Below are 17,364 nucleotides of genomic sequence, written 5' to 3'. Positions count from 1 at the left end.
TCACCACTGCCATAGGCGCGATGGCGTCACCACGGCAGGTAAAGGAATATCCCACTGTTCTACCGGCAATGTTTCTACCTGCTGGCAATCATGCGCCAGGCCAACCGGGTAAAGACCGTGCTGCTGCCAGTGCTGTAGCGTCCTGTCGTAGAACCCCCCGCCCATCCCCAGACGCTGCCCTGTCTCATCAAAGGCAACCAGCGGTGTAACCAGGACATCCAGCTTATTCAGCGGCAACACGTCGCGAACATCCAGCTTAGGCTCGAGAATTTTCAGGCGATTGGTGACCAGATTACTTTGCGGCGTGTAGCGCAAAAACAGCAGATTACCGGCGCTAAAAGGATGAAGTACCGGGAGATAAACGTTTTTACCCGCCTGCCATAAAGCCTCGATCAGCGGCGTGGTATTAAGCTCGCCGTCGAATGAGAGAAACAGCGCCACGGTCTGAGCACGAATAACCGGCTCAAACGCCAGCATGCGTTCAGCGGCCTGTAGGGCAAAGGTTTGTTGTTCAGCGGGAGTAAGCGACCGTCGCAGTTGCCGGATTGTCTGGCGAATGTCCTGACGAAGCGTTGAGGTTAACGGGGTATGCGTCATGATGGTCGGGTAGTAAAGAGGGAATCTCCGAGATGCCGCCGCAGGCTGTAACCCTTGAACCCTTGGTTCAAGGTGAGTGTGTCGTCATGGTTTTAAGGCTTCTCGGACGGACCGAGCATGCTCACCAACCGCGGAGCGCCACACTCTTGTGGTATGAAATATCGGCTCAGGGGACTGGCCCGCTTGCAAACATCTCAGAGAAATTTTGTCTTCGAAGTTACTCTACCATAGTCAACTGCGAAGTGTTATTCAAACTTTGGACCCTGTCGGTCTGCAATGCGACCTTGCTCAAGCAATGCTTGTTCGATGGTCTGCTGTAGCATCCGAATACGCTCTTCCATGTTGGCGGCGTAGTCACGGGTTTTCGACTTTTCCTGAGCCAGTTCGTAGCAAATGTTCAGTGCTGCGATGAAGACCAACTGCTCGGTATTTGTGACTCTAGTGCGAACTTTTAAATCTTGCAACCGCTGATTCAGCTCTTCCGCAGCCTGATTCAGCGCATCCTGTTGTTCAGGCGGACAATTCACGCGCAATGAACGACCGAAAATTTGAATATCGACTGGTTGTGCAGACATGCCACCTTCCTGCTGTTTACTCGCCTGCCTTTACGCTACCGGCCTCGGTAGCGGAAGGGGCGCCACTATAGCCATCCCGAAATCAAGATACAAGCCCTTTTCTGGTATCTGCGGGGGTCCTGGTGGTAGCATAACACACACTATTCCTGCCAACGATGACGAATGCGCATGTCAATACAGAACGCAATGCCTGACTACGACTTAGTCGGCCAACTTTTGAACCAACAGGGTGTGGGTCTGACGCCCGCAGAAATGCACGGCTTGATCAGCGGCATGCTGTGCGGCGGCAATAAAGACACCAGCTGGCAAACGCTGCTGCATGACCTGACGAATGAAGGCCTGGCCTTTAGCCAGAACCTGGCGGATCCGCTGCGCCAGATGCACGGTGCCATTGGCGACGCGCTGGAAGATGAAGGTTTCCTGTTTCAGCTCTACCTGCCGGACGGTGATGATGTCTCCGTCTTCGATCGCGCCGATGCGCTTTCCGGCTGGGTAAACCACTTCCTGCTGGGCCTCGGCGTCATGCAGAGTAAGCTGGATAAAGTCACCGGTGAAACCGGCGAAGCCATTGACGACCTGCGTAACATCGCCCAGTTGGGTTACGACGAGGACGAAGACCAGGAAGAGCTGGAAATGTCGCTCGAAGAGATTATTGAGTACGTGCGTGTTGCCGCGCTGCTGTGCCACGACACCTTTACTCATGCGGCGCCGACCGCCCCCGAGGTACGCAAGCCTACGCTCCACTAACGATAAAAATGTCAGGAGGTGTGATGAACCAGCAGGAATTTCTTCGCCGCCGCCAGGCGCTACTGGCGAAAATGGTACCCGGCAGCGTCGCGTTAATTTTCGCGGCCCCGGAAGCAACCCGCAATGCGGATAGCGAATACCCCTATCGGCAGAGCAGCGATTTTTGGTACTTCACCGGCTTTAACGAGCCGGAAGCCGTGCTGGTGCTAATCAAAAGCGATGAGTCGCACAATCACAGCGTGCTGTTCAACCGCGTGCGGGATAAAAGTGCAGAAATTTGGTTTGGGCGCCGGCTAGGCCAGGACGCAGCCCCGCAGAAATTAGGGGTAGATCGCGCGCTGGCTTTCAGCGAAATCGGTGAGCAATTACATCTCCTGCTAAACGGCCTGGATGTGGTTTACCACGCTCAGGGCGAGTACGAATACGCGGATAACATCGTTTTTGCCGCGCTGGATAAGCTACGTCGTGGTTCGCGTCAAAACCTGGCTGCACCAGCCACGCTGACCGACTGGCGACCGGTGGTACACGAGCTGCGCCTTTTCAAATCCGAAGAAGAGATTGCCATCATGCGTCGCGCCGGGGAGATCTCCGCGCTGGCGCATACTCGCGCAATGCAGGCCTGCCGCCCGGGAATGTTCGAATATCAGCTCGAGGGTGAAATTCACCACGAGTTTACCCGGCACGGTGCGCGCTATCCTTCGTACACCACTATCGTCGGCGGCGGCGAGAACGGCTGCATTCTGCATTACACCGAAAATGAAAGTGAACTGCGCGACGGCGATTTGGTCCTGATAGACGCCGGATGTGAATACCAAAGCTACGCCGGAGACATCACGCGCACCTTCCCTGTTAACGGTAAATTCAGCCCGGCCCAGCGTGAAATTTACGACATCGTGCTGGAGTCGCTCGAAACCGCGCTAAAACTCTACCGGCCGGGCACGTCCATGCAGGAAGTGACGACGGAAGTGGTGCGCATCATGGTTAAGGGGCTGGTGAAGCTCGGCATTCTGAAAGGCGATGTCGATCATCTGATAGCCAATAACGCCCACCGCGCGTTCTTTATGCATGGCCTGAGCCACTGGCTGGGACTGGACGTACATGACGTGGGGGCTTATGGTCAGGACAGGTCGCGGGTGCTGGAACCGGGCATGGTTATCACCGTGGAACCAGGGCTTTATATCGCCCCGGATGCGGACGTGCCCGCGCAGTACCGTGGCATTGGTATCCGCATTGAAGACGACATCGCGATCACCAAAGACGGCAACGAGAACCTCACCGCCAGCGTGGTGAAGTCCGCAGACGATATTGAAGCATTGATGGCGGCGGCGCGTCAGCCATGAGCGTCATTATTGTTGGCGGCGGGATGGCGGGAGCGACGCTGGCGTTAGCCATCTCAACGTTTACCCAGGGCAAATTGCCGGTACACCTTATCGAAGCCATTGCCCCGGACTCAGCCGCTCATCCGGGGTTTGATGCCAGGGCCATCGCGCTCGCCCAGGGCACCCGGCAGCAGCTGGCCCGCATTGGCGTTTGGTCTGCGCTTGCCGACTGTGCCACGGCAATTAAGACCGTGCACGTCAGCGACAGAGGCCACGCCGGCTTCGTCACCCTTGAGGCTGAAGATTACCAGATTGATGCGCTTGGGCAGGTTGTGGAGCTTCACGACGTCGGGCTGCGGCTTTTTACCCTGTTGCGTAAAGCGCCAGGCGTAACGCTGCACTGCCCGCAGCGCGTTTCGGCCTTTACCCGGCACGAGCATAGCGTGCAGGTTGAGCTGGATAACGGCGTTGAGCTGCAGGGTAGCGTTCTGGTTGCCGCGGACGGCACGCGTTCTAAGCTGGCGGCGCAGTGCGGCGTCACCTGGCAGCCGCAGAGCTACCAGCAAATCGCCGTGATTGCCAACGTCACCACCTCTGAACCCCACCATGGCCGGGCATTTGAGCGTTTTACCGAGCACGGGCCGATTGCCATGCTGCCGATGTCCGACGGGCGCTGCTCGCTGGTCTGGTGCCATGCGCTGGATGCCCGCGAGGAAGTTGAAAGCTGGAGCGAAGCCGAGTTTTGTCAGCAGCTTCAGCGAGCTTTTGGCTGGCGACTGGGGCGAATTACTCATGCAGGTATCCGCCATCACTACCCGCTGGCGCTGCAGCAGGCCTCTCAGACCGTATCCCATCGTCTTGCGCTAGTGGGTAATGCCGCGCAAACGCTGCACCCGATAGCCGGGCAGGGGTTCAATCTTGGTCTGCGCGACGTAATGTCGCTGGCTGAAGGGCTGGCAGAGGCACACGCTGCGGGAACGGATGTCGGCAGTTTCCCGGTACTGGCTGCGTATCAGCAGCGCCGTGCCGCAGATAAAATCGCAACTATCGGCGTTACCGACGGGCTGGTGCAGCTGTTTGCCAACCGATGGGCACCGCTGGTGGCGGGCCGTAACCTTGGCCTGATGGCGATGGAACATTTTACTCCGGCACGAGACGTGCTGGCTCAGCGCACCCTGGGTTGGGTGGCGCGTTAAAGGAGAGTCAATTTGCAAAGCGTAGATGTGGCGATTGTCGGCGGCGGCATGGTGGGGCTGGCGGTGGCCTGCGGGCTTCAGGGCAGCGGCCTGCGCGTTGCGGTCATTGAAAGCCACCTTCCTCAGCCGCTGGTGCCTGACGCCGCGCCGGAACTGCGTGTTTCGGCGATCAATGCGGCCAGCGAAAAGCTGCTGACACACCTTGGCGCGTGGTCAAAAATCAGCGAGCGAGCCAGCAGCTATCACGGGATGGAAGTCTGGGAACGAGACAGCTTTGGGCAAATCGCGTTTGATGATAAGAGTTTCGGCTTTAGTCATCTGGGGCACATCATCGAAAACTCGGTGATCCACCAGGCGCTTTGGCAACGTGCGGAGCAATGCAGCGATATCAGCCTGATGGCGCCCGTGGACATTAATCAGGTTGCCTGGGGAGAAAACGAAGCGTTCCTGACCCTTAAAGATGGAACGATGCTAACCGCAAGGCTGGTGGTGGGGGCAGATGGAGCCAACTCCTGGCTGCGTGATAAAGCCGATATTCCGCTGACCTTCTGGGACTATAACCACCATGCGCTGGTGGCGACGATTCGCACCGCCGAGCCGCATCAGGCTGTTGCCCGGCAGGTGTTCCACGGGGAAGGTATTCTGGCTTTTCTGCCGCTTTCTGACCCGCATCTGTGTTCTATTGTCTGGTCGCTGCCGCCGGAAGAAGCGGCGCGTATGCATCGGGCCGACGATGAAGCATTCAACCAGGCGCTTTCCGTCGCGTTTAACCTGCGTCTGGGATTGTGCTCGGTTGAAAGCGAACGCCGCACCTTCCCGCTGACGGGCCGCTACGCCCGCAGCTTTGCCGGCCATCGTTTGGCGCTGGTGGGGGATGCCGCCCATACCATTCACCCGCTCGCCGGGCAGGGGGTGAACCTTGGATTTATGGATGCCGCTGAATTAATTACGGAAATTCGTCGTCTGCATCGTGAAGGTAAAGATTTTGGGCAGCACCTCTACCTGCGTCGCTATGAACGCAGCCGCAAGCACAGCGCGGCGGTGATGCTGGCCAGTATGCAGGGCTTCCGCGATCTGTTCGCCGGCAGTAACCCGGCGAAAAAGCTCCTGAGAGACATTGGCCTTAAGCTTGCCGATACGCTGCCGGGTGTGAAGCCGCAACTGCTTCGTCAGGCGATGGGGCTGCAAGATCTGCCTTCCTGGCTACGCTAAACCCTCGTCATACTTCGGGCGATGGGAGAACGGCGCTCATTTACCCCAGTCACATACTTTATATAAGTGACTGGGGATAAGCTCCCTTGTTGCCTGGCGGTCACTCGAATTATTTAGAGTGTTCGGGGAGCTGCCTTATTCTGCCTGAACTATATTGATAACCCCGTCACATTTCCCTTCCCGATGACCGGGCAGGGCACTTTCGCCCTCGTTTGAAATATTCTAATCTCAGGACAAATCTCGGATTACATTTTCTAATCTTACAATTTCTGTGATGTAGTCAATTTGTTTCTGAAATGGTCGTAAATGTTAGCTAGTGCTAAATTCGACACTAAATACCTGCTGTTAATGTGGAGCGCATCGCATTTTTACAGTGAATAACTCTGCACACTTCCTCTCCCGTTTTGGTCATAAGCTAATGCAATGACCGTTTTCCGCTTATGGTTTACGCCCCCGTTCGGTGGTAAGTTCAGGTCAAAGGTAACGTTTGCGTCGCTATCGGGGAACGGTGGCGATGCCGGGTTTCGTCTGACGGTTGGCAAAGCCAAATCCGCTTTGCAACCAGATGGTTAAAGAGGAAAAGATGACTCAACAGACCCCCTTATTTGAACAGCACACGCTAAGCGGCGCCCGCATGGTTGATTTCCACGGCTGGATGATGCCGCTGCACTATGGCTCGCAAATTGATGAGCACCACGCTGTACGCACCGATGCCGGTATGTTCGACGTTTCGCACATGACCATCGTTGACCTGCACGGCAGCCGTACCCGCGAGTTTCTGCGTTACTTAGTCGCCAACGACGTCGCCAAACTCACCCAGCCGGGCAAAGCGCTTTACACCGCCATGCTCAATGCTTCCGGCGGCGTGATTGACGACCTGATTATCTATTTCCTCTCCGAAGATGACTTCCGCCTCGTTGTTAACTCCGCTACCCGTGAAAAAGATCTTGCCTGGATTAACCAGCACGCAGAACCGTTTGGCGTGTCCGTCACCGTGCGTGACGACCTGTCGCTGATTGCCGTTCAGGGGCCGAATGCGAAGGCCAAAGCCGGTACGCTGTTTAGCGAAGAGCAACGTAAAGCCGTTGAAGGTATGAAACCGTTCTTTGGCGTGCAGGCCGGCGATCTGTTTATTGCTACTACCGGCTACACCGGCGAAGCGGGCTATGAAATTGCGATGCCGAACGACAAGGCTGCAGGATTCTGGGCACAGCTGGTTGAGGCTGGCGTTAAGCCTTGCGGCCTGGGCGCTCGCGACACGCTGCGCCTGGAGGCGGGGATGAACCTCTATGGTCAGGACATGGATGAAGGCATTTCTCCACTGGCCGCGAACATGGGCTGGACCATCGCCTGGCAGCCGGAAGATCGTGCGTTTATCGGCCGTGAGGCGCTGGAAGCACAGCGCGCCAGCGGCACCGAAGAGCTGGTTGGCTTGATCATGACCGAAAAAGGCGTATTACGTAATGAGCTGCCGGTACGGTTTACCGACGCGCAGGGCAATACGCACGAAGGGGCGATCACCAGCGGCACTTTCTCGCCAACGCTTGGCTACAGCATTGCGCTGGCTCGCGTTCCGGCGGGTATAGGTGAAACGGCGATTGTGCAGATCCGCAACCGCGAAATGCCGGTCAAAGTCACCAAACCTATTTTTGTTCGCGCCGGTAAGCCGGTCGCGCTTTAAATTTTGAAATCAGGTATCAGGAGAAAACAATGAGCAATGTGCCGAACGAACTGAAATACAGCAAAGAGCACGAATGGCTGCGTAAAGAAGCTGACGGCAGCTACACCGTGGGCATCACCGAACACGCGCAGGAACTGCTGGGCGACATGGTATTTGTTGACCTGCCTGAAGTGGGTGCCACCGTTTCTGCCGGTGATGATTGTGCCGTTGCTGAATCCGTGAAAGCGGCTTCTGACATCTACGCCCCAATCAGCGGTGAAATCGTTGCGGTTAACGACGCGCTGAGCGACAGCCCGGAGCTGGTCAACAGTGAGCCTTACGGCGAGGGCTGGATCTTCAAAATTAAAGCCAGCGACGAAGCTCAGGTTGCCGCGCTGCTGGATGCTTCCGCCTATGAAGCGCTGTTAGAAGACGAGTAATTTTTAAACCCCTCTCCCTGGTGGAGAGGGGAAACTATTTCAGGAATCACCGCTCATGACCCAGTCTTTACGTCAGTTAGAGAATCACGAAGCGTTTATCGACCGTCACATTGGCCCGGATGCGCAGCAGCAGCAAGAGATGCTGGAGACCGTCGGCGCGAAGACGCTCCCCGACCTGATCGCCAGCATTGTTCCACAGGACATTCAGCTTGCTGAGCCGCCTCAGATTGGCGCCGCGGCGACCGAGTTTGCCGCACTGGCCGAGTTAAAAGCCATCGCCAGCCGCAATAAACGCTTCAAAACTTACATTGGCATGGGTTACACCGCGGTACAAACGCCGCCGGTGATTCTGCGTAACATGCTGGAAAACCCGGGCTGGTACACCGCCTACACCCCTTACCAGCCTGAAGTTTCCCAGGGCCGTCTCGAAGCGCTGCTGAACTTCCAGCAGGTCACACTCGACCTTACTGGCATGGATATCGCTTCCGCTTCTCTGCTTGATGAAGCCACCGCGGCTGCCGAAGCCATGGCGATGGCTAAGCGCGTTAGCAAGCTGAAAAACGCTAACCGCTTCTTTGTGGCATCTGACGTTCACCCACAAACGCTGGACGTGGTGCGTACCCGCGCGGAAACCTTTGGGTTTGATGTGATTGTCGATGATGCCGCGAAAGTGCTGGATCATCAGGATGTGTTCGGCGTCCTGCTTCAGCAGGTGGGCACCACCGGCGAAGTGCATGATTACACCGCACTGATTGCTGAACTGAAGCAGCGCAAAGTTGTGGTAAGCGTGGCCGCAGATTTCATGACGCTGGTGATGCTGACCGCACCGGGCAAACAGGGCGCGGATATTGTCTTCGGCTCAGCCCAGCGCTTCGGTGTACCTATGGGCTACGGCGGCCCGCATGCGGCGTTCTTTGGCGCTCGCGATGAATTTAAACGCTCCATGCCAGGCCGTATTATCGGCGTTTCCCGTGATGCCGCTGGCCGCACCGCGCTGCGCATGGCGATGCAAACTCGCGAGCAGCACATCCGCCGCGAGAAAGCGAACTCTAACATCTGTACTTCACAGGTTCTTCTGGCGAACATTGCCAGCCTGTATGCGGTTTTCCACGGCCCGGCTGGCCTGAAACGCATTGCAGGCCGCATCCATCGCCTGACCGACATTCTGGCTGCTGGCCTGCGGCAGAAAGGCCTGGTTCTGCGCCACAAACACTGGTTCGACACCCTTTGTGTTGAAGTGGCTGATAAAGCCGCCGTGCTGGCGCGCGCCGAAGCGCGTGAAATTAACCTGCGCAGCGATATTCTGAACGCGGTTGGCATCACTCTCGATGAAGCCACTACTCGTGAAGATGTTGTTGCCCTGTTCGACGTGCTGCTGGGCGACGCTCACGGCCTGGATATCGACAAGCTGGATCGCGACGTTGCCAACGACAGTAAATCCATTCCGGCTCCGATGCTGCGCGACGACGAGATCCTGACTCATCCGGTCTTCAACCGCTACCACAGCGAAACTGAGATGATGCGCTATATGCACTCTCTGGAGCGTAAAGATCTGGCGCTGAACCAGGCGATGATCCCACTCGGTTCCTGCACCATGAAGCTGAACGCCGCTGCCGAAATGATCCCGATCACCTGGCCGGAATTTGCCGAACTGCACCCGTTCTGCCCGGCAAATCAGGCAGAAGGCTACCACCAGATGATCGCCCAACTGTCCGACTGGCTGGTAAAACTGACCGGTTACGATGCGCTGTGCATGCAGCCTAACTCCGGCGCACAGGGCGAATACGCTGGCCTGCTGGCTATCCGTCGCTACCATGAAAGCCGCAACGAAGGCAGCCGCAACATCTGCCTGATCCCAAGCTCTGCGCACGGTACCAACCCGGCTTCGGCACAAATGGCGGGTATGGAAGTGATCGTCGTCGCCTGTGATAAACAGGGCAACATCGATCTGCAGGATCTGCGTGTGAAAGCAGAACAGGCTGGCGAAGCGCTCTCCTGCATCATGGTGACCTACCCGTCCACCCACGGCGTGTACGAAGAAACGATCCGTGAAGTGTGCCAGATCGTGCATCAGTTTGGCGGCCAGGTTTACCTGGACGGCGCGAACATGAACGCCCAGGTAGGGATCACCACGCCGGGTTATATCGGCGCGGATGTTTCACACCTCAACCTGCACAAAACCTTCTGCATTCCGCACGGCGGCGGCGGCCCGGGCATGGGACCAATCGGCGTGAAAGCGCATCTGGCTCCGTTTGTGCCAGGTCACAGCGTGGTGCAGATTGAAGAGATGCTGACCCAGCAAGGCGCGGTCTCCGCCGCTCCGTTTGGCAGCGCGTCTATTCTGCCTATCAGCTGGATGTACATCCGCATGATGGGTGCGGATGGCCTGAAGAAAGCCAGCTCCGTGGCGATTCTGAACGCCAACTACATCGCGACCCGCCTGAAGTCCGCGTATCCGGTACTCTATACCGGCGCGAACGGTCGCGTGGCTCACGAATGTATTCTGGATATTCGTCCGCTGAAAGAAGAAACCGGCATTAGCGAGCTGGATATTGCCAAGCGCCTGATCGACTTCGGCTTCCACGCGCCAACCATGTCGTTCCCGGTGGCGGGTACGCTTATGGTCGAGCCGACCGAATCCGAAGGCAAAGTAGAGCTGGACCGCTTCATTAACGCGATGCTATCGATCCGCAGTGAAATCGACCGCGTGGTGGCAGGTGACTGGCCGCTGGAAGATAACCCGCTGGTGAACGCGCCGCACACTCAGGACGAAATTGTTGCCGAGTGGGCACACCCGTACACCCGCGAACTGGCCGTCTTCCCGGCTGGTCACGGCAATAAATACTGGCCAACCGTGAAACGCCTTGATGACGTTTACGGCGACCGTAATCTGTTCTGCTCCTGCGTACCGATGAGCGAGTACGAATAGTTTTAACAATGTGATGAAGGGCACTTCGGGGCCCTTCAGACTGCTGACAAACCGCTGGTGAGAGTAGAAATACCTGACGATTCGTCAAAAAATAAGGAAATCAATTTATTGATTTTCGGCTGATAACCACAAAGAGGAAAAAACCACGATTTTTCCCTCTTTGTCATCAACAATTAGGGCACTTCGGTGCCCTTTCTTGTTTCTGGAGAGTGACATGAAGATAGCTTTGGTTACCGGCGGCAGCCGGGGAATCGGCAAAGCCACCTCGCTTTTGCTGGCTCAGCACGGTTATAAAGTGGTGGTGAACTACCTTCGCAATAAGCAGGCTGCGGATGACGTGGTGAATACGATTATTGCCAACGGCGGCGAGGCGCTCGCGCTACGGGCTGACATTGCCGACGAGCTTCAGGTGATGGCGATGTTCGTCGAAATCGATAATGCATTCGGGCCGCTTACCGCGCTGGTGAACAACGCCGGGATCTTGTTCCAGCAATCGACCATTGAGAACCTGACGGCGGAACGTATTAATCGCGTGCTGGCGACGAATGTTACCGGGTATTTTCTCTGCTGCCGGGAAGCGGTGAAGCGCATGGCCTGGCGCCACGGCGGGGAAGGCGGAGCAATTGTGAACGTCTCTTCTGCCGCATCCCGTTTAGGGGCGGCGGGTGAATACGTGGACTACGCAGCGTCTAAAGGGGCGGTCGATACGCTGACCACCGGGCTGGCGGTAGAAGTTGCCGCGCAGGGCATTCGCGTGAACGGCGTGCGGCCCGGTTTTATTTATACCGAAATGCATGCCTCCGGCGGAGAAGCGGGGCGAGTAGATCGGGTGAAAACGGCATTGCCAATGCAGCGGGGCGGCCAGCCAGAAGAGATAGCGGAGGCTATTCTTTGGCTACTGAGCGAGAAGTCATCCTACGTGACCGGCACCTTTATTGATGCGGCCGGAGGGAAATAAGTTCGCTACGCCAGAAGAGGGTGAGACTGGCGTAGCGTAAGGCTTATTGCTTGCTCATGCTGTCTTTCGCCATACCGTCTTTGGCCATGCTGTCTTTGCCCATATGGTCTTTACTCATCCCGTCTTTCTTCATGCCGTCTTTGGACATGCAATCTTTCTTCATGCCGTCCTTGTTCATACCGTCTTTACAGGTGTGGGTCATTTTGCCCATGCCGTCTTTGGCCATGGAATCTTTGCTCATCGAGTCCGCAGCCTTAGCCCCAGCAATACCGAACAGCATGGTGGAGCACAGCAGGGCAGCGTAGATCTTTTTCATGATGTATTTCCTTCATTTTTCAGTGAGTGATTAGAATTAACTACCGCCGAACCAGTTATAGCCCTGGTCTTCCCAGTAGCCGCCGGGGTAGCGATTAGTGACTTCAATAACCTGAATATGCTTCGGGTTCTTGTAGCCGAGTTTGGTTGGGATGCGCAGTTTCATCGGGTAGCCATATTTGCGCGGCAGCACTTTGCCATCCCAGGTCAACGCAATCAGCGTTTGCGGGTGCAGCGCGGTGGCCATATCAATACTGGTGTAGTAATCATCCGCACATTTAAAGCTGACGTATTTGGCTCGCAGATCGGCGCCAATCCCTTTCAGGAACAGGGCAAAAGGTACGCCACCCCACTTGCCGATGGCGCTCCAGCCTTCGACGCAGATATGGCGAGTGACCTGGCTGACCTGCGCCATCTGGTGAAGCTGCGCCAGCGTCCACGGGCGCTTGTCGGTAATCAGCCCGGCAAGCTCAAGGCGATAGCTGTCGCCGCTGATGTCAGGCGCTTCATCCTCGCCGTAAAAGGCGTTAAACGGGAAGTTAACGTCGATCATGCTTTCCGGGTAAACCGGTGCCAGCTGACTGCCGTTAAACAGCCACGCCTGAATGCGGTCGTTAAAACGTGAAATCTTGCTGAGCGAACTTTCAACCGTTGCGTTATCGCTAATATCGCAGCCAGTGAGCATCGCGATGCCGCCGAGCGTTAAACCCTGCTTTAAAAAACGACGGCGGCCTTCCTGCGTGAGCTGCTTATTAATCAGCTGCGTCGCTTCTTTAATGATTTCGTTTTTATCGCTCATGTTTCTTCCTTAGCGGCCACGGAGCATGGCGAGCAACGTGCGGGGCACCAGCGCCACCATCAGCAGATGAATTGCCACGAAACCGACCAGCGCGGACATGGCATAAAAGTGGATAAATCTCGCCGTGTCGTAGCCCCCAAGCAATTCTCGCAGCAGGGAAAACTGCACGGATTTCCACACCACCAGGCCGGAAACGACCAGCAGCAGGCTATCGGCGATAACGAACAGGTAGGCTGCCTTTTGCACCATGTTGTAATGGCTCAGGTCAGCGTGGGCTAATTTCCCCCGCAGCGCCGCAAAGGCATCCTGGAAGAATTCACGAGGCGATAACGGCCAGTATTTCTGCCTGAAGCGGCCGCTGAAAAGATTGCACAGCAGGTAAATCACGCCGTTGACCGCAAACAGCCACATCCCGGCGAAGTGCCACTGCAGCGCCCCGCCCAGCCAGCCGCCGAGCGTCAGCTCGTTGGCAAACTGGAAATGAAACAGGGGAGAGGCGTTATAAATGCGCCAGCCGCTGGTGACCATAATCAGTATCGCCAGCGCATTCAGCCAGTGGCAGAGCCTTAGCCATAGCGGGTGAATGAGCGTTGGGGCGGTATGCAGCGTTGAGCTTTCCATCGTCCGGCTTCCTCGTGATTCGATGCAGCGAGTATTGGCCTGATTTGTTCCCCATTGCCTCACGCAAAGTTAAATTAAATGTGACAACTTAACCGACGCGAGTTGTGTAAACTTTGGCTATGCCAGGCGTGGGGGACAGACAAAGTGAATCAGGCAAAAAAAATACTGATCGTGGAAGACGACGAAAATATCGCCGAGCTTTTACAGCTGCATTTGCGGGAAGAAGGCTTTGAGATTGTGCATGCCGCCGACGGCAATGTTGGGCTGGAAAAGCTGAGACAGGGCGGCTGGGATGCGTTAATTCTCGATCTCATGCTGCCCGGCGTCGATGGCCTGGAGATTTGCCGCTTTGCCAGAAGTATGACGCGCTACACGCCGATTATTATGATCAGCGCTCGCTCCAGCGAAACGCACCGCGTGCTGGGGCTGGAGCTGGGCGCGGACGACTACCTGGCGAAACCCTTTTCAATGCTGGAACTGGTCGCTCGCGTGAAGGCACTGTTCCGCCGCCAGGAGGCGATGAGCCAAAACCTCAAGATAGACGCCGGTACGCTGACGTTTGGCCCACTCACGATTGATCCCCTGGCAAGAGACGTTCGCCTGAACCAACTCCCGGTGGAGCTCACCCCGCGTGAGTTTGACCTGCTCTACTTCTTTGCCCGCCACCCGGACAAAGTGTTTTCGCGGCTGCACTTGCTCAACCAGGTTTGGGGCTATCAGCACGAAGGCTATGAGCACACCGTTAACACCCACATCAACCGGCTACGCATCAAGATTGAAGATAACCCGGCTGAGCCGAATTTCATCCGCACCGTGTGGGGTAAAGGCTACAAGTTTACCGCCCAGATACGTGAGTAACCCTATGCGAATCCTTACGCTCTCCCGGCGCCTGACGCTGGTTTTTGCCGTGTTGTTGCTGACCGCCTGCGCCTTTTTGGGCTGGCTTCAGGTGCGTACCAGCACCCAGTACAGCCAGGCCGTTATTCAGCAGCTTTCCGGTGACCTGGCGCAGCACATCAACCAAAGCTACCCGCTGCTCGGGCAGGACGGACTGAACAAAGACTCGGTGCGCACGCTGTTCGATCACCTGATGGCGGTGAATCCCAGCGTGGAAGTTTATTTGCTGGATAAACAGGGCAACATTATCGGTGATGCGGCGCCGGATGGGCATATTAAGCGCCATCAGGTCGATCTTGGCCCGCTGCGTGCCGCGCTGAACGGCGGCAAATTCCCGCTTTATGGCGACGACCCGCGTAGCCTGGACGGGCAGAAGGTGTTTAGCGTGGCGCCGATGATGCGGGACGGTAAGCTGGAGGGCTATTTATACGTGGTGCTGCTGGGTGAAACCTACAATCAGCTGGCCAACAGCGCTCAATTCGATGCGGTGTTGAAACTGAGCCTGTTTCTGCTCAGCCTGATCTGCGTCCTGGGGCTGGTGGTTGGTGGCCTGGCGTTTCGCTGGATCACCCGCCCGCTACGCGAACTTTCGCAGCACGTTAAGGCCCTGGAATCAGGGGGCATGGCCGAAATGCAAGCGATGGCGGCTCTGCCGCAAAAACCTGGCGGAGACGGGGATGAACTTGCCCAGCTACGTCATGGGGTGATAGCCATGGCCGGGCGAATCTCCGAGCAATGGCATAGCCTGACCCAACAAGATCAGCTCCGCCGTGAGTTTATCGCCAATATTTCTCATGACCTGCGAACCCCGCTGACGTCGCTGCATGGCTACCTTGAAAGCCTGTCGGTGATGTCGGCCACCCTGAGCGAGGCCGATAAAAAACGTTATCTGGATATAGCCCTCGCGCAGAGCCAGAAGGTAGGGGCGCTGGCTCAGTCGCTGTTTGAACTGGCGCGGCTGGAATATGGGGTAGTGAAGCCGCACAAAGAGAGCTTCTCCATCAGCGAACTGCTGCAGGATGTGTTCCAGAAATTTGAGCTGCCGGCGCAGACTCGCCAGCTTGAGCTTTTGGCTGATATTCAGCCTGGATTGCCGCTAATTGAGGCCGATGTCAGCATGATTGAGCGGGTGCTGACCAATCTGCTGGACAACGCGATTCGCCATACCCCGGACAAAGGCGTGATTTCTGTCCGGCTGTGGAAAGAGGTGGATAAAGTCATGGTGCAGGTCAGCGACAGTGGGCCTGGCATTCCGCAGGAGCTTAAAGAGGGGCTGTTTGTACGGCCTTCGATAGTGAATCAATCCCGGCTTAGGGTTGGCGGGCTTGGCCTGATGATCGTTCGCCAGATGCTGCAGTTGCACGGCAGCGATATTTCGCTGGTAGACCTGCCGCAGCGCGGCGCCTGCTTCCGGTTTGGCCTGCCCGTTTAAATAAGAAAGGCGCCATACAGGCGCCTTTGAGGTTGCTGACAAAGAGAAAAAAAGCGTGGTTTTTCCCTCTTTGTGGTTATCAGCCGAAAATCAATGAATTGATTTTCCAGTTTTTTTAACGAGCAGTCTGGTACTTCTTCTATTGCCAGAGGTTTGTCATTTGTTTGAAAGGCACCATGAAGGTGCCTTTTGCTCAGAGATTCTCGCCGTTGCTGGCTATCACTTCTTTGTACCAGTTGAAGCTCTTCTTGCGGGAGCGGGACATATCGCCGGTACCGTCGTCGTGCTTGTTCACGTAGATAAAGCCGTAGCGCTTGCTGTACTGGCCGGTGGTAAACGACACGCAGTCGATGCAGCCCCACGGCGTATAGCCCATCAGATCCACGCCATCGTAGGTCACGGCCTTTTTCAGTTCTTCAACGTGAGCGCGCAGATAATCAATGCGGTAGTCATCGTTGATGGAGCCGTCTGCCTCGACCTTGTCGTACGCGCCAAAACCGTTTTCTACAATGAACAGCGGCTTTTGATAACGCTCATACAGTTCGCACAGCGCATAACGCAGGCCAACCGGATCAATCTGCCAGCCCCAGTCGGAGGCTTTGACGTGCGGGTTCGGCACGCTGCCCTGGAAGCCGGAAAGTGCATCGCCGCTGCCGCCTTCGGCCTGAACGGCGTTCGTCATGTAGTAGCTGAACCCGAGGTAATCACAGACGCCTTCGCGCAGAATTTGCTCGTCACCGGCTTCCATTTTGATATTGAACTCGCGGCGTTCCCACTCGTTCAGTACGTAAGACGGGTAATAGCCACGCAGCTGTACGTCAGTAAACACATAGCGTTCGCGCATCGATTCCTGAGCATACATTTGATCTTCAGGCTTACAGGAGAAGGCGTACAGCGGCACCATGGCGAGCATGCAGCCGATTTTCATCTCAGGATTAATGCGGTGGCCTATCTTGACCGCCATCGCGCTCGCCACAAACTGGTGGTGCAACACCTGGTACATGACCTCTTCCGGGTTGTCATGCTCGGTGTAAACCACACCGGAGCAGCAGTAGCCGAACAGCGGCGCGCGCCAGTTACGCTGATTATTGATTTCGTTAAAGGTCATCCAGTACTTCACTTTGCTCTTGTAGCGCTCGAACACGACCTCGGCGAAACGAACAAAGAAATCGACCACTTTACGGCTGGTCCAGCCGCCGTATTCGGTGACCAGATGGTGCGGCATTTCGAAGTGGGAAAGGGTGATGACCGGCTCGATGTTGTACTTCAGCAGCTCATCGAACATGTCGTCGTAGAACTTGAGGCCGGCTTCATTAGGCTGCTGCTCGTCGCCGTTAGGGAAAATACGGGGCCAGGCAATGGAGGTACGGAAGCACTTGAAGCCCATCTCAGCGAAGAGCTTGATGTCTTCTTTGTAGCGGCCATGAAAATCAATCGCTTCATGGTTTGGATAATATTTACCGGGTTCTACCTGCAGGGTTATCTCGCGCGGGACGCCGTGGGCGCCGCCCGTCAGTACGTCACAAATGCTTGGGCCTTTACCGTCTTTGTTCCAGCCGCCTTCCACCTGGTGAGCGGCAACCGCGCCGCCCCATAAAAAGTCTTTCGGTAACTTCAGTTGTTTCATATTATTTCATCTCATCGTTAGCGCAGGAAATAATGTGCGT

The 17,364-nt window shown here is 56.3% G+C and carries 16 protein-coding genes; 10 read left to right on the top strand and 6 right to left on the bottom strand.

Annotated features, from left to right (window positions below; all coding sequences use genetic code 11):
• On the bottom strand, positions 1-597 hold the full coding sequence (locus VW41_19970) for a 5-formyltetrahydrofolate cyclo-ligase (protein AJZ91129.1): 597 nt from the start codon (positions 595-597) through the stop codon (positions 1-3).
• A gap of 245 nt (positions 598-842) precedes the next feature.
• The gene (locus VW41_19965) at positions 843-1,172 is read right to left on the bottom strand and encodes a Z-ring-associated protein (protein ID AJZ91128.1); all 330 of its coding nucleotides are present in this window, start codon (positions 1,170-1,172) and stop codon (positions 843-845) included.
• A 168-nt stretch (positions 1,173-1,340) separates the two neighbouring features.
• On the opposite strand from VW41_19965, the gene VW41_19960 reads away from it, so the two are divergent.
• The 8 genes from VW41_19960 (at position 1,341) to VW41_19925 (ending at position 11,633) form a co-directional block, all read left to right on the top strand.
• A complete protein-coding gene (locus tag VW41_19960) occupies positions 1,341-1,919 on the top strand; it encodes a hypothetical protein (protein ID AJZ91127.1) in 579 nt (192 codons plus the stop codon).
• 23 nt (positions 1,920-1,942) lie between these two features.
• On the top strand, positions 1,943-3,259 hold the full coding sequence (locus tag VW41_19955; GenBank protein AJZ91126.1) for a proline aminopeptidase P II: 1,317 nt from the start codon (positions 1,943-1,945) through the stop codon (positions 3,257-3,259).
• The gene (locus VW41_19950) at positions 3,256-4,434 is read left to right on the top strand and encodes a 2-octaprenyl-6-methoxyphenyl hydroxylase (protein AJZ91125.1); all 1,179 of its coding nucleotides are present in this window, start codon (positions 3,256-3,258) and stop codon (positions 4,432-4,434) included. Before VW41_19955 ends, VW41_19950 begins: the two co-directional genes overlap by 4 nt.
• A gap of 12 nt (positions 4,435-4,446) precedes the next feature.
• Entirely contained in the window at positions 4,447-5,646 is a 1,200-nt protein-coding gene (locus VW41_19945) for an oxidoreductase (GenBank protein ID AJZ91124.1), read from the top strand.
• 583 nt (positions 5,647-6,229) lie between these two features.
• Positions 6,230-7,327, top strand: a complete 1,098-nt coding sequence (gcvT, locus tag VW41_19940) for a glycine cleavage system protein T (GenBank protein ID AJZ91123.1) — start codon at positions 6,230-6,232, stop codon at positions 7,325-7,327.
• Between the two features lie 29 nt (positions 7,328-7,356).
• The gene (locus VW41_19935) at positions 7,357-7,746 is read left to right on the top strand and encodes a glycine cleavage system protein H (GenBank protein ID AJZ91122.1); all 390 of its coding nucleotides are present in this window, start codon (positions 7,357-7,359) and stop codon (positions 7,744-7,746) included.
• A gap of 55 nt (positions 7,747-7,801) precedes the next feature.
• Positions 7,802-10,675 carry a glycine dehydrogenase gene (locus tag VW41_19930; GenBank protein AJZ91121.1) on the top strand — a complete coding sequence of 958 codons (2,874 nt, stop codon included), beginning with the start codon at positions 7,802-7,804 and terminating at the stop codon, positions 10,673-10,675.
• Between the two features lie 214 nt (positions 10,676-10,889).
• Positions 10,890-11,633: an NAD(P)-binding oxidoreductase gene (locus tag VW41_19925; GenBank protein AJZ91120.1), complete on the top strand. Its 744-nt coding sequence runs from the start codon at positions 10,890-10,892 to the stop codon at positions 11,631-11,633.
• Positions 11,634-11,676: 43 nt separating this feature from the next.
• Here the strand turns inward: VW41_19925 and VW41_19920 are convergent, their stop codons facing one another.
• Genes VW41_19920 through VW41_19910 form a run of 3 tightly spaced genes read right to left on the bottom strand, consistent with a single transcriptional unit; the run spans position 11,677 to position 13,368 of the window.
• On the bottom strand, positions 11,677-11,949 hold the full coding sequence (locus VW41_19920) for a pentapeptide MXKDX repeat-containing protein (protein ID AJZ91119.1): 273 nt from the start codon (positions 11,947-11,949) through the stop codon (positions 11,677-11,679).
• A 36-nt stretch (positions 11,950-11,985) separates the two neighbouring features.
• A complete protein-coding gene (locus VW41_19915; GenBank protein ID AJZ91118.1) occupies positions 11,986-12,747 on the bottom strand; it encodes an oxidoreductase in 762 nt (253 codons plus the stop codon).
• 9 nt (positions 12,748-12,756) lie between these two features.
• Positions 12,757-13,368, bottom strand: a complete 612-nt coding sequence (locus VW41_19910; protein ID AJZ91117.1) for a cytochrome B561 — start codon at positions 13,366-13,368, stop codon at positions 12,757-12,759.
• 144 nt (positions 13,369-13,512) lie between these two features.
• On the opposite strand from VW41_19910, the gene VW41_19905 reads away from it, so the two are divergent.
• Positions 13,513-14,226: a chemotaxis protein CheY gene (locus tag VW41_19905; protein ID AJZ91116.1), complete on the top strand. Its 714-nt coding sequence runs from the start codon at positions 13,513-13,515 to the stop codon at positions 14,224-14,226.
• Between the two features lie 4 nt (positions 14,227-14,230).
• A complete protein-coding gene (locus VW41_19900) occupies positions 14,231-15,697 on the top strand; it encodes a histidine kinase (protein ID AJZ91115.1) in 1,467 nt (488 codons plus the stop codon).
• 193 nt (positions 15,698-15,890) lie between these two features.
• On the opposite strand, the gene VW41_19895 is transcribed toward VW41_19900, so the two are convergent.
• On the bottom strand, positions 15,891-17,324 hold the full coding sequence (locus VW41_19895; protein AJZ91114.1) for a 6-phospho-beta-glucosidase: 1,434 nt from the start codon (positions 17,322-17,324) through the stop codon (positions 15,891-15,893).
• Positions 17,325-17,364: the final 40 nt, after the last annotated feature.

The sequence above is a fragment of the Klebsiella michiganensis genome (assembly GCA_000963575.1).
In the GTDB taxonomy this organism is placed as follows: Bacteria; Pseudomonadota; Gammaproteobacteria; order Enterobacterales; family Enterobacteriaceae; genus Cedecea; species Cedecea michiganensis_A.
Note: the sequence above shows the minus strand (reverse complement) of the source record. Positions and strands in the feature narration are given on the sequence as shown.